The following is a 21104-nucleotide window of genomic DNA, read 5'->3' as shown; positions in this document are numbered from 1 at the left end:
CCCCTTACGCACGCGGATCCAGTCACCAGCCAAGGCCATCCCACGGGGTGGCCTTTTTTACATGCAGGTGGTCTGCTTAACGGCAAACAGAGCGATTTGCTGAAGTATGATGGAGTATTAACCTGTCCGCGTGAGCGTGGCAGGAGCATTCCATGTGAGAGAGAAGGCGGCTGGCGATGCTTTCCAGGTCTTTACCGCTTGGGTTTCTGGCCGCATATCCCTTGGGGGCAAGGCTCTTATCCTCCGGGGGAATGAGCAAGCGACTGGAAGGCCTGACAGCAGGAGCACAAAAAAAGAGCGGTAGGATTAACCACCGCTCGTTGTTGTTGGACTGCGCACCGTCTTATTTCGAGATGCGCAGGTTGCTGAGTTCCTCACCGATGGTGTTGAAGTTGTCTGCGAGCTCTTCCGCGGAGGTGGCGACGAAGGCATGTTTGGGTGATGTTGCACAGTCCCGCATCATGCTCGAGTTTCCGTCGACGAGCAGTACGGTATAAACAATGATCCCGGCATTCTTCATGGCCGTACAGTTAGCAAGAACCTTGTCATCGACTATATCAGGGTAGTTTGAATAGCCGCTGCCGCTGAGCGCAGCCTGTCTGAGGAAACCACGATAATCATACTTGTTTGTCGTCGGGTTTGTGTCAAAGAGTTCTGATCTCGCATAGGCATGATAAATATCATAGGCGCTGCTGTTTGTACCGAGGGTGTTGAGGCCATCGGTCATCAGGACAACAACCTTGTCCATAAATTCTTCGCCGTAATCGAGCGGCAGGGCTGAGTATCCGGTCGGCAGATTTAGGGTAGACGATCCTTGCCACTCACCGCGCCATCTTGGAGAGATCACGCGCCAACCCCAAACCATGCCCAGGTTAATGGCCGTACCGCCATCCGCATCCATCGAGTCTATATGAGATTTTATTGTATCTTTTTCAGCGGTCAGTGGCAGAACCATACTCTCAGGGCAGTATCTATTGGGGCCGGTACTGGAAGTAACAGAATAGTAATTACCCTTTTTGGACTGGTATTTTTTCCAGTCATTGTTCGTTTCTGTATCGCCGCCACTGTTGTCGCCATGGAAATCATTGTCCGAATCCCGGAAATAATCATTCCAGAAATAAGGAACAAAATCGTTGTTCGGCGGATTGTCGGAAATGTCTTCAGTGCCTCCAAGGAGGTGATCGCGCATCTCAACACACCCTTCCCACCCATAGACGGTATCATTGACACCATCACCGGTCACATCACGGCCGAGGGACGTATTAGACGAATCCGCGGTGAAGATGCTTGTCGAATTATTGGTCAGGTTCGTCTTATAAGTGTTTTTAAGCCAGTCAATATTCTGCGGTCCGACATTCACGGCCATTGTATAGGGTACGATTCCAACCCAGAGCTTATCTTTCGTCTGGTCGTTGCCGTAGAGAATATCCACGAGATTTTTTGACGCGGATTTAAGTTCATCCAGGCGCGTACTGCTTCCAAGGCTTGAACCCATTGACCCGGTGTTATCCAGAACCAGAACAAGTTCCATGCCGCGGTTGTCGCGTTTGATTTCTGTGACGGCACCGACGGCGAGTGACGGTTGGCCCAGAACATTCATAAAGGTAGTCCCCATGTCCGCCCGGATATTCAGGGAGATATTTTCCCGCGTTGAATCCCAGGTGACTGTTTCTGAATTCATGGTAATCGGGTCGGTACCCATGAAGCCGGAGGGGAAATTGGCATCGAAGTATTTTTGGGCATCGGCATATATCTCTGCGTCTGTTGGGGCAAAGATATTCCGGCCCACCGCAAGCCCGGCCGCATCAAGTGCGGTTGACAGCTTTGATTTAAGAACATAGGCGCGCCCCAGATCAATGGAGAGGCCAATTGCCCCAAAAATGGGAATTGCCAGAAATGCAATGATTACGGCGGATACGCCACGATTATCTCTATTAAATCGTGTGATGATCCGGCGTAGCGAACCGAATGTAAACTTCTTGTTCATGCTGACACCATGCAATCAAAATAAATTTTCCTGCATACAGGATCAGGTAAAAAAATTAAGAATTTATTAATATCAAGAGGTGGATTCAGTAAAATCGTACTAATTATATTAAATAATGACGAATATGTATGTTTTGTTATGTTTATTTTTTTGTTATTGAAATAAAAAGGTAAATTCAAACTAAATAAATGAATAAATTTAAGTAATTTAACAAAATATCTATTATTAGGTAAAATTTTTACCTTTTATTCACTATCTTTACTCCTAAAAAAAGATAACCCTTTAACTATTGATTAATGAATTACGGTTTAAATGGCATCCAAGGCGCGAGGCAAGACGAACTTGGGAAGCGCTTTAACTTTAAGGGGCTTTTCAGGTTGCGGGTTCAACGCGGGCTAAAAAGTCTGGATACCAAAGGGTCTTAAAAACCCGGCGGGACTAAAACCAAGTTTTGTTAAGTGTCAGGACGAAGGTCCTGAATTTTAGGAGACTCAAAATGATTAAAGTAATCCGTTCTTTTGTAACAGACGAGTCTGGTGCTACGGCTATTGAATATGGCCTGATCGCTGCCCTCGTCGCTCTGGTAGGTGTTGTTGCTTTTACAGCACTCGGTGATACGATCGTCGGTGCATTCGACGATATCGCAGAAGCTCTCTGTGAAGGTACTGGTGGTACTTATACTGCTTCTAATACTACAACTGGTGTCGCCGGTTCTTGTGGTGAAGCCGCTTCTGGTGGTAGCTAATATAACTATCTGGTTGAGGACGCTGATTGATCAGCGTCCTCTCCATTTCGGCTCTCATATGTATTACATGCCGTATATCCAGGATTGATATTGCTTATATAGATCTGGAGGTTGCTATGGTTGATTTTATGAAGTCATTTATTGAAGACGAAACCGGTGCAACAGCCATTGAATACGGACTGATTGCCGCCCTCGTTTCGATTGCCGCAGTTGTTGCCTTCGGTTCAACGGGCGAAACTATACTAGAAGCTTTTTCTGGCATTACAGAAGATTTCTGCGTCGCGATTGGCGGAGATTACTCTCTTTCTGAAGATGGAACCGATAGCTGTTCCTGATCCGCTGCGAACTTCTCCCCCGTAGCGAGACCTGCTTTCGCAGCTTAGGTGTCATGATGGCACTTCCCACCCAAATATCTCAAATTTTATACAGTTTTTACGCGCATTTTCGACCAGTTTTAAGGTCGTATTCCGCGACAATATCTTCGAAATTATAGCCCGTAATTCGCCATAAATTTAACCGGAAATTAATGTCTTCATGTGTAGGGTGGTTCATATTTGAAACCTTATGGAATTAACACCATGGCGCGAAAATTAATACTGATCGTTTTTGCATTGCTCATTACCGGATCGACTGTGTGGTTTGTGCGTAGCTGGGCGGACCAGCGAACGCCCGTCACCGAAACGGCCACAGTAGAGGCCCAGCCAGTACAGCATAATATTAGAATTCTCGTTGCGGCGACAGACCTTCCGGCCGGTACTTTGGTGCAGGAACAACATCTGAAATGGCAGGCATGGCCTGAAGACGATGATGTTAAAGATCTTTATGTTGTCGAAAAGGTTGGAGAATTGAGCGATTTTATCGGGACAGTTGTTCGTCAGGGGGTCATTGCCGGTGAACCGATTACCGATTCCCGCATGGTGAAGCCGGGGCAAAGCGGCTTTCTCGCCGCGGTCCTTAATCCCGGCAAGCGCGCTGTTTCTATTCCCGTTGATATGACATCAGGTATTGCCGGTTTCGTCTTTCCGGGTGACCGGGTCGACGTCATTCTCACTCATTCGATTGTCAAGGAATCGGAAATGGAGGGCGAGACGAGCGGTGCCCGACGGGCCAGTGAAACCATCCTGACCGATGTTCGGGTGGTGGCCATGGACCAGTCAACCAATGATCAGAACCAGGAAGCAGCGGTTCGCCGCGTTGCCACATTGGAAGTTTCACCAAAGGGCGCGGAAATTGTTGCCGTCGCCAGGGAGCTGGGGGGGCTGTCCCTGTCTCTTCGCGCTCTCGCACGCGTAGAGGATGAAGCGAAAAGCAAGGATGGTCAGGTCGCCTTCAAGGCCGAACGCGGCCGGGGTCATACCTGGGACAACGAGGCAAGCCGTCTGATAACCGGCGGATCCCCCCGGATGGGTATTCCGACAACAGTCATCAATGTCGTACGCGCTGGCGAAGCCAAGCAGAAATTGTTCGACTAAGGAGTAATTTCGATGCTGACAAGACTATTGCAACCGTTTGCCGCAATTGCGCTGGGATTGGTATTAGCGCTAGGCGCTCCGACGCAGATCCATGCCGCGCAGGTTATTAATTCCAAGGGTGACATTCTTTCCCTGACCTTGAATTCGGGGAAACTTGTTCAACTGGATAAGCCTGCAACCTCGGTATTTGTTGGTAACCCTGAACTTGCTGATGTGCAGGTCCAGTCGCCGACAATTATCTATGTTTTCGGAAAAGGAACGGGCAGCACCAATCTTTTTGCGCTTGATGCTCAGGGTCGGGTATTACTCAATTCGCCAATTTCTATTACTCATGACGTAACGTCATTGAATGATGCGCTTCAGGGTGTGAGCCCCAATGGCGGCCTGGCGGCACGTTCAACTCCCACCGGCATTATGTTGACCGGTCGTGTGAAATCTGCGGCGCAAGCTGAGGATGCCCGGCGATTGGCGGAACTTTATCTTGGTGGAGGTACAGTATTTAACCGGATTGAAGTAGCCGGCGCCATGCAGGTTAACCTGCGGGTGCGGATTGCGGAGGTTTCCCGTTCGATAACGAAGCAATTTGGCGTAAACTGGGAAGTCTTTGGTCGTATCGGTGATGCCTTCCTCGGGTTTGCCACGCCAACCGATATCGTCGGTAGCGGGGCATCGGGAGTCACCCGGCTTGGCTCCGGTACGAACTACGCTTCCGGTTATTCCAGTAAAAATTTCGATATGCTGAATGTGATTGATGCGCTCGATGAAGAAGGGCTGCTCACTATTCTGGCTGAACCGAACTTGACGGCGTTATCCGGTGAAACTGCGAAGTTTCTCGCTGGTGGTGAATTTCCCATCCCGGTTCCCCAGGAAGATGGCGCAGTTACCGTTGAATATAAGCCCTTTGGTGTTTCGCTTGAATTCAAGCCAATTATTGTTGATGACAACCTGATCAATCTACAGGTCAAACCAGAAGTCAGCCAGCTTTCCTCCTCCTCTGCTATTAATGTCGGCGGCTCCTTTATTCAGTCGATTTTGACCCGTCGGGCAGAAACTACCGTAGAACTGTCAAGCGGGCAGAGCTTTGCTATCGGTGGGCTGCTCAGCAGTGACGGGGATAATAATATTTCCAAAACGCCGTTTCTTGGCGACATTCCGATTTTGGGCGCGCTTTTCCGCTCATCTTCCTTCCAGCGGAACGAGACGGAATTGCTGATCATCGTCACGCCGTATCTTGTTAAACCAAGCAATTCGCGGATTGCAGAGCCGACAGACGGTTACATTCCGCCGAATGATAATGATCTTTATGTGGATGGTAAAAACTTCCGGCCGACTCTGGGCGAGAATGCACCAGAAAAGGATGGCCGCGATGCTGCCGCTGCCGCTGCCCCCACAAAAGATATTAAGCTTGCTGGCCCTGCTGGCTTTATCCTGGAGTAGACCTGATGCAACAGAAACTAGTTAGAAAATCGAAGATGCTGGTCGGCCTGGCAGGACTGCTTTTATTAACCGCATCCTGCACATCGCCGGAAGGGTTGGTGGGTGCCAATGGTGAAACGGCCAGCCCGGAAAAAGCAAAGCTGGAAAAGAAAATCACGGTGAGCGAATTAACGCCGACCATCATCGTTGGTTTCGAGGCCGGTCGGTCTGGTCTTGCGGACATTGAAAAAGGCAAGCTGCTCGGTTTTATTGATGCCCAGCAAATTGAATTTGGCGAGACAGTCGAGGTCGAGCTGCCATCTTTCGAAGGTAATAGTGGCCTGAACGAACAGCGCTTTGCCGAAGTTGCCCATTTTCTACAAGTTCAGGGTTTCTCTGTTGCGCCGCGTGCAACCAGGGAAAACGCCGCTAATTCTCTGCGGGTCTATTTTGTAAAGTATGTCGCGACCGTCGATCCGAACTGCCAGAAGGGTTGGTACAAGCCAAAAGGGCTTGGCCATGAGAATCTCCCGCTTCCCTATATGGGATGTGCAAATGCGGAGGCTCTGGCGGGTATGATCGCCAATCCGAAGGACCTTGTGAACCCGGCAACGAACGATTCGGCAATAGGCGAACGGGCCGCGAAAGCAATTGAACAATATCGGAAGGGTTCGGCTGGTTCTGCAAGCGGTTCCAGCCAGTAAGGGAGTCACAGGAAATGGCTAAATCATCATCTTTAAGTACACTTTTCGGCAATTCGGTTTGCGAAGAGTACATGGGCTTTCTTGAGGATGAAAAGTCCCTGGAAGTCAATCGCGAGGTTTGCGCCGCTCTTGAGTATTCGGATGATGCCACCCTCGATGGCGGTATCACGGCGGCGCTGGGCCGGATTGAACCTGGAAATTCCCCGAAAGTAGTGCTGGCAGATATAACCGAGAGTGTTGATCCTGATGGCGATATCACCCGCTTGGTTCGTAAAATGGGGGCGGACAATACGCTGATTGTCCTCGGCACATCCAATGAGGTGAGTGAGTTCCGCAAAATGATAGCGCTGGGCGCGAAGGACTATCTGGTCAAGCCCCTAACCGCGGAAGTTCTGAAGGACGCGATTGAAAATATCGGACGGCAGTCACAGGCGCTCAATGCGGCCCAGAGCGGCAAGCTGACTGTTGTTGTCGGCGTGCGCGGTGGCGTCGGAGCGACAACAATTGCGACTAATCTCGCCTGGATCATGGCGAATGAAGAAAAGCTGCCGACGGCCCTGATGGACCTGGACCTGCATTTCGGCACAACGACGCTCTCTCTTGATATCGAAACGGGTGGCGGTTTTCGGGAAGCACTTGAAAATCCGCACCGTCTCGACAAACTGTTCCTCGACAGCGCCATTGTGAAGGATGGTAATCATCTCGCGGTTCTGGGAACTGAGGAACCGATCGATGAGCTTGTTGATGTCAGCGAGGAATCCATAGATGCGCTGATCGGAGAGATCAGCCAGGATTATAATCAGGTAATCGTCGATCTTCCGAGGCATCTCCTGCCCACACAGGGGGCTCTCCTGGCGTCAGCGGATACTGTCATCCTGGTATCAGATCAGTCGCTTGCGGGTATTCGGGATATCAACCGGATCACCCAGGCCATGACGACGCTGCAGACCAAGGGCCGCATTCTCAAGGTGGTCAGCCGGGTTGGATCTGAACGTTCAGCGCAGGTTTCAAAGGCAGATTTTGAACGCGGTCTGAACGAATCAGTTGATTATGTCATCCCGGAGGATGGGAAAACTTTAACCGTCTGCGCCAATGCGGGAAAGGCCGTCGGTGAGGTGTCGGTGAAGGCCCCAATTGCTAAGGTATTGCAGGAATTGGCGGCGGATGTTTCCGGATATGAAAAGCCGAAAAAGAAGGGGCTGTTTACCTTGGTCCCAGGCGGCAAGAAAAAGAAAGAAGTGGGACCTAAAGCGTGAGTTTATGGCGTTCATCTTCATCGGTCAGTAAAGGCAAGACCAAGTCCGTTGCACCAAGTGTAGCTGGACCGCAGGCGGCTGAGCTCGTGGCGAGGTTTGCGCCGGAGGTCTCTGAAAAGCTGCTGCCTGAAATCGATGTGAATGAAAACCGGTCTGTTGTTGCGCAGATGGTAAAGGCCTATCTGCGTGAAGCCATGAAGAGTGCCAAGGTCGACCTGAACGTTCTTGAACAACGGACCCTTGTTAATGATCTTACTCAGTCCCTGTGGGCTGAGCTTGAAAAGAAAAAGAAATCTGTTCCCGCCGAACCGATTGTGGAACCTGCTACGCCGGTAAGTCATGAGGCTGCCACGGTTGAGGTAAAAGATACCGGTGAAAGCCCGGCCTATACACAAATTGTCGAAGAGGGCGTGACAGTCTTCGGGGCGGACCCGGAAGCTCCGGTCGAGGTAAAAGTCGATTTTGAGCACACGGAGGATATGGGGAGTAAATCGTCCGGCGACCGCCGCGCCGAGGACGAAATAGTCGAACCGGTCGTCCCGCTTGCCAAATCTTTGGCAGAGGAAAGCGAGCCGGATCACAACGACAAGTCGGCCTCCCTCTTTAACGTCGATATGACGCCAGAAACCACGGGCAACAAGATGAACAAACATCTTGAGACCGTGAAGGAAGTGGTCCAGCCACTCTTGATGGAGCGCATCGATATCAGCGCGGCCGTGACCATGGACCGGCTTGACCTGGCGCGGGATATTTCTGACATCATCACCGATATCCTGATCGAGGAGCGCATTCAGCTCAACCAGCGGGAACAACGTGAACTAACCGAAAGCCTGATGCATGACATGCTCGGCCTCGGTCCGCTGGAGCCGCTGCTGGCGGATGAGACGATCACGGATATCATGGTCAACGGTCCCAAGCAGGTCTATATCGAGCAGAAGGGCAAGCTGGTGCTGTCCGATTGCCAGTTCCGTGACAATGCCCATGTCATGCAGGTCGCCGGGCGAATAGTGAGCCATGTCGGCCGCCGGGTTGATGAATCCAATCCACTTGTCGATGCACGCCTTGCAGACGGCAGTCGTGTGAATATCATCATTCCGCCGCTGGCGATTGACGGTCCTTCGATTTCCATTCGTAAATTTGCGAAACAGAAAATCACCCTTGATGTCATGGAACGACAGCAGAATCTTTCGCCCGCAGCAGCAACGGTCTTGCGGGTTGCTGGCCGGTCGCGGCTGAATATCCTGATTTCCGGTGGTACGGGCTCCGGTAAAACGACCATGTTGAACGCGATTTCGCAGCTGATCGATCCGGGTGAACGTATTGTCACTATTGAGGATGCGGCCGAGCTGCAAATGCAGCAGCCGCATGTGGTTCGCCTCGAAACCCGCTCCGCCAACCTTGAAGGGGGCGGCGAAATCTCAATGCGGGACCTTCTTAAAAATGCCCTGCGCATGCGCCCTGACCGGATTATCCTTGGCGAAATCCGCGGCAGTGAGGCCATTGATATGTTGCAGGCCATGAATACGGGCCATGACGGATCCCTCTCAACGATCCATGCCAACCGTCCGCGTGAAGCGCTGACCCGGCTGGAGAATATGGTCGGGATGTCGAGTGTCAATCTACCCGCGAAAGCCGTGCGTACCCAGATTGCGTCCGCCATTGACCTGATTGTCCAGATCAGCCGCATGCGCGACGGTGTCCGGCGCGTGACCTATATTTCCGAAGTGGTTGGCATGGAAGAGGACGTCATCACCATGCAGGACCTCTTCTGGTACGAATTCCACGGTGAAGACAAGGGTGGACGGTTGCTCGGTGAGTTCAAATCGACTGGTCTGCGGCCACATTTCGCACCACGGGCAGCTTATTTTGGCCTGGAGAAAATGCTTTTGGGAGTCATGTAATGTTTGAGTCTGCCGGATCGGGTGATCTGTTGACCATAATGTTTGTTGTTGGCGGGGCGACACTCCTCATTTCCTTGCTGTTGGTGTTCGCCTTCGCCGGCGGTGACAGCCATTCAAGTGAAATTAAGCGCCGCCTGAATGAAATTAGCCAGGGTCAGAAACCAACGGGTAAGGTAAAAGCGCGCAGCACGGCGCGGCGGGCCCAGGATACCAGCGGTATCAAGATCCTTGATAGCCTGATCCAGGCTCTCGTTCCCAAGCCGGAGCAATTGAAAATTCGGCTCGAGAAAACAGGCCTTAAAATTCCGATTTCCAGATATGCGACATTGACCGGTGTGCTGATCCTCGCGATCATTCTCGCGGGTCATTATGTTTATGGCATGTCGATGTTTCTGGCGACCCCCGTAGGTATTGCCAGTGGGCTGTTCCTGCCGCATTTCATTATTGGTTATTTGGGCAAGCGGCGGGTCAATAAATTCATGAAAACCTTTCCTGAAGCAATCGAGCTGCTTTGCCGGGGCTTGCGGGCGGGTCTTCCAATCAGCGAGGCCATTGTCACGGTTGGTAATGACGCGCCTGATCCCGTCGGCAAGGAATTCCGTAGCGTAGCTGATGCGATGCGGGTCGGCCAGAGCCTTGAAAGTGGTCTGTGGGACGTGGCCCGGCGGATCGATCTGCCGGATTTCAAGTTCCTGATTATCGCCATATCCATTCAGCGCGAAACGGGCGGTAACCTTGCCGAAACACTCGGCGGGCTTGCCAATACCCTGCGCAAACGGCGTCAGATCAAGCTGAAAATCAAGGCAATGTCGTCGGAAGCCCGGGCCAGCGCCTGGATTATTGGCTCCTTGCCCTTCATCATGTTTGGCATGTTGTGGCTGGCGAATGAGTCCTATGTGATGACGTTGCTTGAAGATCCGCGCGGGATGTACATGATCGGTGCCGGTCTCGGCATGATCGGATCCGGTGTTGGCGTGATGGCCAAGATGGTCCGCTTCGAGATTTAGGAGAGAGATATGGTCGATATCGTAACGCTGTTTCCTGATTGGCTCCGCTCTGAAAATATGCTGGCGCTGATTGCCGGTGTTGCCTCCTTCGCAGTTGTCCTGATGATGTGGAATGCGTTTCTTGTAAAGGACGCCTTACCGGGGCGGATCAAGAATCTTGATAAACGACGGACGAAACTGAAATCCGATATCGTCAATCATACAAAGCAACGCAGTAAGCTTGTCGTACGCGAAAACATGATGCATCGCGTCGTCAAGAAGCTGCAGCTGATGCGAGGTGAGCGTGCGAAGGTAATGGCCGCCAAGCTTGCGAAAGGCGGCTGGCGGTCGAAGGATGCCCTGGTGGCCTATTTGTTCGCCAAGATTTCCCTGCCACTCCTGTTCGCGGTGCTGACCGCCGCCTATCTACTTGGTACAGATATTGTGGACTGGTCGGTTCCTGTGCGTCTTCTGGCCGCAGGTTTTGCTGGTTTTGTCGGCTATCTTCTGCCCGATACCCTGCTCAAGAACCAGATTGCAAAGCGGTATGAGGCCATCCGTAAGTCGCTCCCTGACGCGCTTGACCTTCTGGTAATTTGTACGGAAGCAGGACTAAACCTCGACAGCGGCCTTGATCGGGTCTGCCGGGAAATTGCTAATTCCGCGCCTGAACTCTCGGATGAGATTGGCCTGACGTCTATTGAAATCGGCTTTCTGCCGGACCGTAAAATGGCGCTTGCAAATCTTTCTGCACGGGTGAATTTCCAGGCCATGAATACGCTGGTGAACACTTTGATCCAGACCGAGAAATACGGTACGCCGCTGGCAGTCGCCCTCAGGGTGCTGGCAGTTGAAATGCGAGATGAACGCCTGATGAAGGCAGAAGAGAAGGCGGCACGACTACCCGCCATTATGACGGTTCCGATGATCGTCTTCATCCTGCCGGCGCTCTTCATCGTCTTGATCGGTCCTGCGGTCCTGAAGGCCATTGATGCTTTCGGCGGCGCGGGCTGATCTCTCTCAGAGTATCGCGGGCCACGACTTGGTTAGATAAATATTCCGCCGGTGTCTGATGAGAATTCAGGCGCCGGCTTTTCTTTGTCCACCCACCGTAAACTGCCCATAAAAAACGGGCCCGTTAGTTAAGACGGGCCCGTTTGTTGTTGTCTGGGGAGGCTATCAGAGAGCGCTAAAGCCTTCTTCAAAGTCCGCCGTCATGTTGTTCGTGTCATCCGATATTACTGGCTTGGTGACGTCGCCGTCCTCCGCAATACGCTGGTTCGGCGCGAGGGTGGGGGCGCTATCTTCCTTCGTTGGGGCCTTCACCTTCGGAGTCATCGGGATAAAACAGTCAAAATTGCGGTCGCGCAGGCTGCCGCAAAGCTGCATCATTCGAACCTTGTCCGAGAACCCCCCAATTTTCAGGCGGTAAAACAGGCCACCCTTTTCCTCGCCGAGATCAATTTCCTGAATAATCGGGTCTATCTCGCCGAGCAGGTCAACATTCTGGGTCTGCACAATCTTCCAGCCTTTATCGGCGTCGGCCTTTTCCTTGTAGGAACCAATCTGGAGGAAGTAGTTACCGCCATCAGGGGTATAGGCCTTTAAATCGCCATTGGTGGACATATTGCCTGGTGTCAGCCCAACCTTCTCGATGGCAGTTACGTCGTCCGCAGAAACCTCCGCGATGACGGAGTCGGAGACTACGGGTTCACTTTTCTTGGAAACCAGCTCCGGCTTCGCATCGAGTGTCCATTCACGGGCCGGAACCTCCGCCTTGGCGACTGTTTCCGGCTTCTCAACGTCAACCGGCGCGATGGCTTCCTTCTTCACGAATGTGACAGGTTTTTCCGTCGGTGCATCCGGTTCCTTCTTAGTTAAGGTAACGGGCTTGTCTTCCGGTTCCACAACCTCTTTCTTGGTAATGACAACAGGCTTTTCTTCCAGTACCGGGGCCGATTTCTTGGTCACAACCACGGGCGTGATGTCCTTTACCGGCGCCGCTTTCTTGGTGGGTGTCTCAGACTGTGCGATCATCATTGGCGCAGTGGGCGCCGGGACGAGGCTTTTCGGATCTGCCTGAGCTGGCACAGGTTTACTGTTTGTCCTGGCGTTCGTACTCAACTGTTCATTTTCGAGACGCGCCACCAGAACATCCGGGTTTTCCGGCATACGGGGCATTGCGGATTCTTCGCGTGCCTCGGTGACTACCTTATCCTGGGAGGCTTTCATCAGCTTGATTTGATCGTCGAGCGAGGCGACCTGTTCGTCAGCCTTACTGTTCAGGGCGTCAAAATAAAGCGCGTTATTGCGAGCGTCTTCTTCTGAAAGATCCATACGTGAATACTTCATGGCCTCAGCGGATTTACCGGCGAGTCCATAGGCAAGCGCCATAGTCTGGCGATGTTTTGCCGTCGCGTTTGGATGTTGGGTGACAACCTTCAAAATAGCAATCGCCTGTTCAGTCTTGCCAGAAAGGGCAAGTGAAAGGGCGAGATTACTCTGGTAATTGAGGTTATCGGGGTCGGCCTTGATGGCCTGCTGATAATAGCTTTGCGCTTTTTCATGATCGCCCGCCTTATCAAGGGCGACAGCAAGACCGCCCAGCGATTTCGCGTTATCGCCATCGATTTCAAGGGATCTCATGAATGACTGGGAGGCCAGATAGGGCTTTTCCATCTGTAGATGGCTGAACCCGATACCGTGATAGGCAGCAATATTGTTGCCGTCAAAGGCAAGCACACGTTGATAAATGGAGATTGCCTCGTCTGCACGCCCTGTTTTTCGGAGGATTTTCCCAATTTCAAGGTACGGCGCAGCTTCTGTTGGCCGTTGCTTGGCAGCGGTTGCAAAAAGCCCGAGTGCCGTGGCAGAATCATTTTTCTGCCAGGCGCGATGGGCAACTCGCAACATCGCTTCATACGTCAGGCCCTCTGAGGAAGAGCTATTGCTCGGAGCCTTTGTCGCGATGATGGGGCGAGCCTCTGCCGGGTCTGCAGTGGCGGATTGATCGGCAATTGTGTTACATCCCGCAGCAACCAGACCGGTTGTGGCGAGAAGAACTGTCCGGAGACGGGCGGCAAATTGTATATTCTGCGGCACAGCTGAGGCCTCTCTTTAAAAGAAATAGAACAAATCCATGCTACAGCTTACGAACATCTTCCTTAAAAACGGTTAATGGTTTGGGAAAATTGTTCTAAAATTCAACAAAAACGAGGTGAAGGGATGTTTTCCGGAATTTTATGCGGCCTAGAGCCGCCGTCGCTTGATGGCGGGAGCCTCTGACGGAGCCGCAGATGGCCGGGATGCCGCCCCAAAACGGTTAACATCCACCGGCTGCTGCTGTGTTACGCTGACAGGGGCGGGGTAGTTGGGCGAGGAGGTCGCCTGCTGCGCTGCGGAAGGGCTCACAAAACGGTCAAACATGCCGGAACGGATTTGTTCTGGCAGGGCATCGAACAGGGCGACCGTGTTGGCGAGTCCAATTCCATTGACGAAATTGGCAATGGCGATGGTCAGCAGGCCTGTACGTACCGTGCTGGCGTCTATGCCCTGCTGGTTGCAACGGGCCAAGGCGTCTGAAAATTCCTTTGCGACAATATTGTTCATGTTTTCCCTACTCATGCTGTACTCCTGATGACGCGCATCCCATGGAAGCGGTGCCGTTTGACATGTACAGATAACGCTCCGCTCCGCGATTTGTGAATGCGTTGCGCTGAATTTCTGAATTTGGGTGATCCGCGCTTTATCCCTATAATGGGAAGATAGTCATGCGGCACCGGGGAAACGGACGCAACACCCTTGTTCAAGGAGAGAGGAATGTCAGCGGATCTCGAGGAATTTGCCGAGTTGATCGATAACAGCCAGTCTATCGTCATTTTTACCGGGGCGGGGATCAGCACCGAATCCGGAATTCCGGATTTTCGCAGCCCTGGCGGGCTTTGGGAGAAGAACCGCCCGATCGATTTTTCCGAGTTCCTGCAATCGGAAGAAGCCCGGCGCGAGAGTTGGCGTCGCAAGTTCGCGATGGAACCGGTTTTATCGAAAGCCAAGCCCAATAAGGGCCATATGGCGATCTCCTCACTCTATGAGAGAGGAAAAATCTCCGCCGTGATCACACAGAATATCGATGGATTGCATCAGGCGTCCGGCATTCGTGACGAGGATGTGATCGAGGTGCATGGCAATACCACCTATGCAAAATGCCTCGACTGCGGGGCACGCATGGAACTCGCGGAGGTGGAGGAAATCTTCTCAAAGGCTGAGACGCTGCCGACCTGCGGCAAATGCGAGGGGATCGTCAAAACAGCAACCATCTCCTTTGGTCAGTCGATGCCGGTGGAGGAAATGCGCCGGGCGTCCACTGCAGCCCGATCTTGCGATCTGTTACTGGCAATCGGGTCCTCTCTGGTTGTTTACCCGGCGGCAGATATTCCGTTAATGGCCAAGCAGGGTGGGGCGGAACTGGTTATTCTCAATCGGGAGGCCACACCGCTGGACGCGTATGCGGACCTGGTGCTTAATCGTGAAATAGGGGAAACACTCGCTTCTGTCACAAAACTGTAAAAGAACGCTTTCATAAGAAGGATAGAGATTTGTCTAATTTCCCGGCGTGACCGCAATGAGAATATAAAATGTATAACAGTAATAATTACTTATGGAAAATGGTGGTGTTCGTTTTCGCTATGGCGGCGCCTGTTTCCATCGTCACATTTTTTTTATATTCAGATGAGAACTTCGTTTTCAAAGAATATTTGTTGATTATTACAGCGGCGGTTCTGCCGGCCCTTATTCTCTATGCCCGGCTGGTGAGGGAGATGCAGGCAGTGGCTTTCAGGATGGAGCGCGCGGCGATTATGTCACCGCTTGAAGAGGACACGCGCGCAGGACTGCGGACCGGCTTGTTGCCCTTGGATAACTTGCTGCTGACTATGCAGCAGTACCGCCGTGTGTTGCAGCATATGCTGGGTGAAGCGCAGATGCGCCAGGATGAGGCGTCCTTATTGTTCGATATGTTGCCTGATCCGGTGCTGGTGCTCGGAAGCCGGCGCCGCATCCGTCGCTCCAACACGGCGGCGAACCGGTTCTTCAATGTGACGGAAATGGAAGGAGACCTGACCCGGTTTCTACGTCATCCGGCTCTGCTGAAGGCCGTTGATGCCGCCTATGAAGGCAAGGATCCGGATAGCCGGATCGAGTTTACCGTCACCGATGTTGTTCCCCGACATGTCGCGGCCTATATTGTTAACCTGAAAGATGAAAGCAGTGAGGGGCTTCGCCTGATTGTCACCTTGCATGACTTGACCGAGTCGCGCCGGATGCAGCAGATGCGGGTTGATTTTGTCGCCAACGCCAGCCATGAGCTCAGAACCCCGCTGGCGATCCTGATTGGGGCTCTGGAAACCCTGATGGGTCCGGCCCGCAACGATCTGGAGGCACATAAGCGGTTTTTCTCCATGATGCAGGCGCAATCCTTAAGAATGTCGCAGCTGATAGACGATCTTCTTTCCCTGTCGCATATCGAGATCAATGAGCACAGCCGCCCCTCCGACCGGGTTGATCTTGGTAAGGTGTTGCAGGGCGTGAACAGCCTGATCAAGGCGAAATCGACTGATATGGGCAAGACAATCGCGGTACAAATGCCGACGGATGAGGTGTTCGTAACCGGTGATTTCGATCAATTGACCCAGGTATTCACCAATTTGGTCGATAACGCCCTGAAATACAGCTTTGAGAAAAGCGAGATTCGGGTGGAGGTCGAGATCGGCGCGCGGGAAGCACGTGTTTCGGTCATTGATGAAGGGGAAGGTATCCCGGAGGAGCACCTCTCCCGCCTGACAGAGAGATTTTACCGGGTGGATAGCGATCGCAGCCGTAAACTCGGGGGGACGGGATTGGGCCTTGCCATCGTGAAACATATTGTGAGTCGCCATCGCGGCCATCTGGAGATCGACTCCGTGGTCGGAAAAGGGTCCACTTTTTCCGTTAGGTTGCCGTCGTCAGGCGCATAAACTGCAGAAATCAGCCACTTTTTCGCTGTAACATTACTGTCATGAAACTGTAGTAATTGTGTCTTCGACAAAGGGCATTGTCCCGCTCAACGACAGATAACGCTGTCGTATGCAATTAACGGAGAATTAAACGTGCTAAATAAAACTTTCGGTCTGGCAATCGCCGCAACGGTCGCCACTGTTGCCTTTTCAGGGCAGGCTATGGCTCGCGATCAGATCAGGATCGTCGGCTCTTCAACTGTTTTCCCGTTCTCAACCGCAGTTGCTGAAGCTTTTGGCAACACCGGTAATTTCAAAACACCGGTTGTTGAAAGCACCGGTTCTGGCGGGGGCTTGAAGCTCTTCTGTACAGGTGTGGATTTGAATACGCCTGACATCACAAACTCTTCACGTCGTATCAAGAGCTCAGAAGTTGAAACCTGTGCGAAAAACGGCGTTACCGATATCACTGAAGTTAAAGTCGGTTATGACGGCATCGTTCTTGCCAACTCCAAGGCTGTTGGTGCATTGAACCTGACCAAGAAGCAGATCTTTGCTGCTCTCGCCAAGCAGGTTCCGATTGACGGCAAGCTGGTTGATAACCCCTATCAGAAATGGAGCGACATTGATCCGTCTCTCCCGGACACAAAAATTGAAGTTCTCGGCCCGCCCCCAACCAGCGGAACGCGCGACGCGTTTGTTGAGCTGGGCATGGAAGGTGGCGCAAAAGGCTACGAAATGCTGAGCGCCCTGAGCAAATCAGACAAGAAGGCATTCCAGGCCGCAGCTCACGCTGTTCGTGAAGACGGTGCCTACATCGAAGCCGGTGAAAACGACAACCTGATCGTTCAGAAGCTTGAAGCAAACAAGGACGCCGTCGGCATCTTCGGTTTCAGCTTCCTCGACCAGAACTCTGACAAGTTGCAAGGTGCAATGGTTGGTGGTGTTGAGCCGACGTTTGAAAATATCGCAGATGGTCAGTATGGTATTTCCCGCTCACTTTTCTTCTATGTGAAAGACGCTCATGTCGGAAAAGTACCGGGCATCAAGGAATTCATTTCTGAATTCACCAGCGAAAAAGCCTTTGGCGAATTCGGTTACCTGACCGAGAAGGGCCTGATCCCGCTTTCCGAGGCTGAACGTGAAAAAGTTCGCACAGATGCTCTGGCTCTGGCGCCTCTGAAACTTATGTAATCTTATCCGAAGGAGGCGGGTGACATGTGTTGCCCGCCTTTTTCACCTTCCAAGCGTCCTTTTTACTAACGAAAAAGAAACCGTTATGAGCTTTTACCCTCTTGTGATCGTTCTTTTGCTGATGTCCGCGGCTGGATATTGGTTTGGCTCGAAAAAGGCGCTCCGTACTGTTCGCAAATCCTCAAATTTCCTGACGCCACGCCCGCATCAGTTTGGGCTTTACGTCGTGATCTGGTCTCTTGTGCCGCCCGTCATCCTCGGGGTGATCTGGGCCGTCCTTCAGACGACGCCACTTGAGACGGACACGGGTGCCATGCGCCAGATCGACCAGGTTGTTTTTCCGGTCATGCTGTTACTGGCCACCGGGGCGGGGCTTTACTTTTCGATTTTAAGAATTAATCCGGACCTTCGGGTGCGCAAGACGATCGAAGGGCTGGTCTATGTACTTCTGATTCTGGCCTCGATCATCTCTATTCTTACGACTCTCGGCATTGTCCTTTCGCTTTTATTCGAGACGATCCAGTTCTTCGGCAAGGTGCCGATGAGCGAGTTCTTCTTCGGGCTTAACTGGAGCCCGCAGACAGCCCTTCGCGCCGACCAGGTCGGATCAAGCGGGGCGTTCGGCTCAATTCCACTGTTCACCGGGACGTTGCTGATTACCTTTATCGCCATGTGCGTTGCCGTCCCCCTCGGCCTATTGAGCGCGGTCTATATGACCGAGTATGCGTCCAACAGGTTCCGCGCTGTCGTCAAGCCGTTGCTTGAAATTCTCGCGGGTATCCCGACGGTGGTCTATGGCTTCTTCGCCGCCCTGACGGTTGGCGTCTTCTTCCGCGATCTTGGGGATTCCCTCGGGATTGATGTCGTGTCCGAAAGTGCGCTTGCCGCCGGTGTGGTCATGGGAATGATGATTATTCCCTTCGTTTCCTCCTTGAGTGACGACATCATCATGGCCGTGCCGCAGAGTTTGCGCGACGGCTCTTATGGCCTCGGCGCGACGAAATCGGAAACGATCCGCAAAGTGATCCTGCCTGCGGCCCTGCCGGGAATTGTCGGCGCGGTTCTGCTGGCTGTCAGCCGGGCAATCGGGGAAACCATGATTGTGGTGATGGCCGCGGGTTTTGCCGCCAACCTGACGGCCAACCCGCTGGAAGCCGTTACAACAGTAACCGTGCAGATTGTCGGCCTGCTGGTGGGCGACCAGGAATTCGACAGTGCCAAGACACTGGCTGCCTTCGCGCTGGCCCTGGTGCTGTTCATCGTCACCTTATGTCTGAACGTCATCGCCCTGATGGTGGTTCGCAAATATCGGGAAGAATATGACTGATCAAGTGCAAGAAGCTGCCGGTAACGGCTGGCAATCAGAAAAGTTCATCAAGAACCTGGCAAAGCGCAAAAGAGCGGAACGCCGGTTCCGCCTGACAGGTCTGTTGGCGATCCTTACCGCCCTGACATTGCTGGGGATCCTGCTGTTCAGCATTGTCAGCAAGGGGCATAGCGCCTTCATACAGACAACGATCACGCTGGACATTACCTTTGCCGAGTCGGTTATCGACCCGAATGGCAACCGGGATGCGGCGGAACTTCGTGGCGCAAACTATGCCAAGCTGGTTCAGGATGCCCTGCGGGAGAAATTCCCCGACGTGAAGGGGCGCCGGGACCTTCGGAAGCTGTTCAGCCTCATCAGCAATGACGCGGATAGTGCGCTTCGTGAAATGGTGGAGAATGATCCCGACCTGATCGGCAAGACCGTTCCTGTTGCCCTTGTTGCGGGCGATGATGTGGATATGCTCAAAAAAGGATATATTGACCGGAGCCTTGCCGAAGACGATCGGCGGGTGAAGGATCAGGAACTGGCCTGGCTGGATGTGCTGGAAGCGGAAGGTGATATCGAGACACGGTTTAATTCCGGCTTCTTCACCAATGGCGACAGCCGGGAGCCAGAAAAGGCGGGTATTGCCGGTGCCATGGTGGGATCTTTTTACACGCTCATCGTGACCATGCTGATATCCTTCCCCATCGGTGTGATGACCGCGATTTACCTGGAGGAGTTTGCCACTAAGAACAAGCTCACCGACCTGATCGAGGTGAATATCAACAATCTGGCGGCGGTACCGTCAATTGTGTTTGGTCTTCTCGGGCTTGCGATTTTCCTGAACTTCGCGCATTTGCCGAGATCCGCCCCAATCGTTGGTGGACTGACGCTGGCCCTGATGACCTTGCCGACGATTATTATTGCTGCCCGCGCTGCCATCCGCGCTGTGCCGGACAGCATCCGTCAGGCCGCACTTGGCCTCGGTGCCTCAAACCAGCAGGCGGCATTCCATCATATCCTGCCGCTGTCCATGCCGGGCATTCTGACGGGAACGATTATTGGCCTGTCGCAGGCACTTGGCGAAACGGCACCGCTGCTGATGATTGGCATGGTCGCCTTTATCGCTGACATCCCGGGCGGTTTCAGCGATCCGGCAACCGTTATGCCGGTGCAGATTTTCCTCTGGGCGGATAGCCCTGAGCGGGCCTTTGTCGAAAAAACATCCGGTGCAATTATGGTATTGCTCGGGTTCCTTATCATTATGAACGCCTTTGCGATCGTTCTTCGCAAGAAGTTCGAACGTCGTTGGTAGAAGGAAATGAACGTGCTAACCCAAGCAGAAGCAAATGTGGAAAACGGGCCTGATACGGGCAACGGAGTGATTATCTCGACGCGGGATGTCAATGTGTATTACGGCGACAATCACGCCCTTCAGGGAGTGTCGCTGGATATCAACAAGCATCAGGTGACCTCCCTCATCGGTCCGTCCGGTTGTGGCAAGTCGACTTATTTACGGTGTCTCAACCGGATGAACGACACGGTGGACAGCTGCCGTGTCACCGGCGAGATCCTGCTCGATGGTGTGGATATCTATGGGCCGTCAGTGGACGAGGTTCTGTTGCGGGCGCGCGTCGGCATGGTGTTCCAGAAGCCGAACCCGTTTCCCAAGTCGATCTATGACAATGTTGCCTATGGCCCGCGGATTCACGGCCTTGCCGATAACAAGGACGATCTTGATGAAATGGTCCTGACCAGCCTGGAGAAAGCGGGCCTGATCAAGGAAGTGCAGGATCGCCTGCATTCCTCTGGCACGGGCCTTTCCGGCGGACAGCAGCAGCGTCTTTGTATTGCCCGTGCGCTGGCCGTACGACCGGATATTATTCTGATGGACGAGCCTTGTTCAGCCCTTGATCCAATTGCCACCGCAAAGGTCGAGGAACTGATTGATGAGCTCAAGGAAAACTATACCATCATTATCGTGACCCATTCGATGCAGCAGGCGGCGCGAATTTCCCAACGGACAGCGTTTTTCCATCTTGGGGAAATCGTCGAGACGGGCGATACCGAGAAATTGTTTACCAGCCCCTCCGATAAACGGACGCAGGGCTATATCACCGGCCGGTTCGGTTGATCACACA

Annotated in this window: 18 protein-coding genes; 15 read left to right on the top strand and 3 right to left on the bottom strand. The window is 52.7% G+C overall.

All coding sequences use genetic code 11. From position 1 onward, the window contains the following. Nucleotides 1-343: 343 nt before the first annotated feature. Nucleotides 344-1987 (bottom strand): TadE/TadG family type IV pilus assembly protein, encoded by a 1644-nt coding sequence (locus GQE98_RS14850; RefSeq protein WP_161316499.1) that lies wholly within the window; start codon nucleotides 1985-1987, stop codon nucleotides 344-346. Nucleotides 1988-2483: 496 nt separating this feature from the next. Between GQE98_RS14850 and GQE98_RS14845 the strand changes: the two genes are divergently transcribed. From GQE98_RS14845 to GQE98_RS14805, 9 genes are all read left to right on the top strand, one after another. Then, nucleotides 2484-2732, top strand: coding sequence for a Flp family type IVb pilin (locus tag GQE98_RS14845; RefSeq protein ID WP_161316498.1), 249 nt, complete (start codon nucleotides 2484-2486; stop codon nucleotides 2730-2732). A gap of 116 nt (nucleotides 2733-2848) precedes the next feature. Next, nucleotides 2849-3067: a Flp family type IVb pilin gene (locus GQE98_RS14840; RefSeq protein WP_161316497.1), complete on the top strand. Its 219-nt coding sequence runs from the start codon at nucleotides 2849-2851 to the stop codon at nucleotides 3065-3067. Nucleotides 3068-3310: 243 nt separating this feature from the next. Then, entirely contained in the window at nucleotides 3311-4204 is an 894-nt protein-coding gene (gene cpaB / locus GQE98_RS14835; protein WP_161316496.1) for a Flp pilus assembly protein CpaB, read from the top strand. 12 nt (nucleotides 4205-4216) lie between these two features. Beyond that, nucleotides 4217-5641: a type II and III secretion system protein family protein gene (locus GQE98_RS14830; RefSeq protein WP_161316495.1), complete on the top strand. Its 1425-nt coding sequence runs from the start codon at nucleotides 4217-4219 to the stop codon at nucleotides 5639-5641. 5 nt (nucleotides 5642-5646) lie between these two features. Beyond that, nucleotides 5647-6324: a CpaD family pilus assembly lipoprotein gene (locus GQE98_RS14825; protein ID WP_161316494.1), complete on the top strand. Its 678-nt coding sequence runs from the start codon at nucleotides 5647-5649 to the stop codon at nucleotides 6322-6324. A gap of 14 nt (nucleotides 6325-6338) precedes the next feature. Then, nucleotides 6339-7580, top strand: coding sequence for a CpaE/TadZ family protein (locus GQE98_RS14820; RefSeq protein ID WP_161316493.1), 1242 nt, complete (start codon nucleotides 6339-6341; stop codon nucleotides 7578-7580). Further along, nucleotides 7577-9481 carry an ATPase, T2SS/T4P/T4SS family gene (locus GQE98_RS18480; RefSeq protein ID WP_202526329.1) on the top strand — a complete coding sequence of 635 codons (1905 nt, stop codon included), beginning with the start codon at nucleotides 7577-7579 and terminating at the stop codon, nucleotides 9479-9481. Before GQE98_RS14820 ends, GQE98_RS18480 begins: the two co-directional genes overlap by 4 nt. Continuing rightward, on the top strand, nucleotides 9481-10488 hold the full coding sequence (locus GQE98_RS14810; RefSeq protein WP_161316492.1) for a type II secretion system F family protein: 1008 nt from the start codon (nucleotides 9481-9483) through the stop codon (nucleotides 10486-10488). The genes GQE98_RS18480 and GQE98_RS14810 overlap by 1 nt, the downstream gene beginning before the upstream one ends. Before the next feature lie 9 nt (nucleotides 10489-10497). After that, entirely contained in the window at nucleotides 10498-11481 is a 984-nt protein-coding gene (locus GQE98_RS14805) for a type II secretion system F family protein (protein WP_161316491.1), read from the top strand. Between the two features lie 165 nt (nucleotides 11482-11646). On the opposite strand, the gene GQE98_RS14800 is transcribed toward GQE98_RS14805, so the two are convergent. Then, nucleotides 11647-13569 carry a tetratricopeptide repeat protein gene (locus tag GQE98_RS14800; RefSeq protein ID WP_161316490.1) on the bottom strand — a complete coding sequence of 641 codons (1923 nt, stop codon included), beginning with the start codon at nucleotides 13567-13569 and terminating at the stop codon, nucleotides 11647-11649. A 147-nt stretch (nucleotides 13570-13716) separates the two neighbouring features. Next, the gene (locus tag GQE98_RS14795) at nucleotides 13717-14091 is read right to left on the bottom strand and encodes a hypothetical protein (protein WP_161316489.1); all 375 of its coding nucleotides are present in this window, start codon (nucleotides 14089-14091) and stop codon (nucleotides 13717-13719) included. Between the two features lie 195 nt (nucleotides 14092-14286). On the opposite strand from GQE98_RS14795, the gene GQE98_RS14790 reads away from it, so the two are divergent. The 6 genes from GQE98_RS14790 to pstB all read left to right on the top strand — a co-directional run bounded on the left by GQE98_RS14790 (nucleotide 14287) and on the right by pstB (nucleotide 21097). Then, nucleotides 14287-15033, top strand: coding sequence for an SIR2 family NAD-dependent protein deacylase (locus tag GQE98_RS14790; protein ID WP_161316488.1), 747 nt, complete (start codon nucleotides 14287-14289; stop codon nucleotides 15031-15033). Nucleotides 15034-15101: 68 nt separating this feature from the next. Further along, complete coding sequence (locus GQE98_RS14785) at nucleotides 15102-16478, top strand: ATP-binding protein (RefSeq protein ID WP_161316487.1); 1377 nt, start codon at nucleotides 15102-15104, stop codon at nucleotides 16476-16478. A 132-nt stretch (nucleotides 16479-16610) separates the two neighbouring features. Beyond that, nucleotides 16611-17651 carry a substrate-binding domain-containing protein gene (locus GQE98_RS14780; protein ID WP_202526328.1) on the top strand — a complete coding sequence of 347 codons (1041 nt, stop codon included), beginning with the start codon at nucleotides 16611-16613 and terminating at the stop codon, nucleotides 17649-17651. 85 nt (nucleotides 17652-17736) lie between these two features. Then, entirely contained in the window at nucleotides 17737-18978 is a 1242-nt protein-coding gene (gene pstC, locus GQE98_RS14775; RefSeq protein WP_161316486.1) for a phosphate ABC transporter permease subunit PstC, read from the top strand. Beyond that, nucleotides 18971-20278, top strand: a complete 1308-nt coding sequence (gene pstA, locus GQE98_RS14770) for a phosphate ABC transporter permease PstA (protein WP_161316485.1) — start codon at nucleotides 18971-18973, stop codon at nucleotides 20276-20278. The genes pstC and pstA overlap by 8 nt, the downstream gene beginning before the upstream one ends. Before the next feature lie 6 nt (nucleotides 20279-20284). Then, nucleotides 20285-21097, top strand: coding sequence for a phosphate ABC transporter ATP-binding protein PstB (gene pstB, locus GQE98_RS14765; protein ID WP_161316484.1), 813 nt, complete (start codon nucleotides 20285-20287; stop codon nucleotides 21095-21097). Nucleotides 21098-21104 lie beyond the last annotated feature (7 nt).

It is taken from the genome of Sneathiella litorea (assembly GCF_009882915.1).
Taxonomy (GTDB): Bacteria; Pseudomonadota; Alphaproteobacteria; order Sneathiellales; family Sneathiellaceae; genus Sneathiella; species Sneathiella litorea.
Note: the sequence above shows the minus strand (reverse complement) of the source record. Positions and strands in the feature narration are given on the sequence as shown.

Excerpts from the sequence above, each read along its gene's own strand:
- pstA (WP_161316485.1), top strand. The coding sequence starts at position 18,971 with ATGACTGATCAAGTGCAAGAAGCTGCCGGTAACGGCTGGCAATCAGAA.
- GQE98_RS14805 (WP_161316491.1), top strand. The coding sequence starts at position 10,498 with ATGGTCGATATCGTAACGCTGTTTCCTGATTGGCTCCGCTCTGAAAAT.
- GQE98_RS14830 (WP_161316495.1), top strand. The coding sequence starts at position 4,217 with ATGCTGACAAGACTATTGCAACCGTTTGCCGCAATTGCGCTGGGATTG.
- cpaB (WP_161316496.1), top strand. The coding sequence starts at position 3,311 with ATGGCGCGAAAATTAATACTGATCGTTTTTGCATTGCTCATTACCGGA.
- pstC (WP_161316486.1), top strand. The coding sequence starts at position 17,737 with ATGAGCTTTTACCCTCTTGTGATCGTTCTTTTGCTGATGTCCGCGGCT.
- GQE98_RS14850 (WP_161316499.1), bottom strand. The coding sequence starts at position 1,987 with ATGAACAAGAAGTTTACATTCGGTTCGCTACGCCGGATCATCACACGA.
- GQE98_RS14825 (WP_161316494.1), top strand. The coding sequence starts at position 5,647 with ATGCAACAGAAACTAGTTAGAAAATCGAAGATGCTGGTCGGCCTGGCA.
- GQE98_RS14790 (WP_161316488.1), top strand. The coding sequence starts at position 14,287 with ATGTCAGCGGATCTCGAGGAATTTGCCGAGTTGATCGATAACAGCCAG.
- GQE98_RS14810 (WP_161316492.1), top strand. The coding sequence starts at position 9,481 with ATGTTTGAGTCTGCCGGATCGGGTGATCTGTTGACCATAATGTTTGTT.
- GQE98_RS14795 (WP_161316489.1), bottom strand. The coding sequence starts at position 14,091 with ATGAGTAGGGAAAACATGAACAATATTGTCGCAAAGGAATTTTCAGAC.
- GQE98_RS14820 (WP_161316493.1), top strand. The coding sequence starts at position 6,339 with ATGGCTAAATCATCATCTTTAAGTACACTTTTCGGCAATTCGGTTTGC.
- pstB (WP_161316484.1), top strand. The coding sequence starts at position 20,285 with ATGAACGTGCTAACCCAAGCAGAAGCAAATGTGGAAAACGGGCCTGAT.
- GQE98_RS14840 (WP_161316497.1), top strand. The coding sequence starts at position 2,849 with ATGGTTGATTTTATGAAGTCATTTATTGAAGACGAAACCGGTGCAACA.
- GQE98_RS14845 (WP_161316498.1), top strand. The coding sequence starts at position 2,484 with ATGATTAAAGTAATCCGTTCTTTTGTAACAGACGAGTCTGGTGCTACG.
- GQE98_RS14785 (WP_161316487.1), top strand. The coding sequence starts at position 15,102 with ATGTATAACAGTAATAATTACTTATGGAAAATGGTGGTGTTCGTTTTC.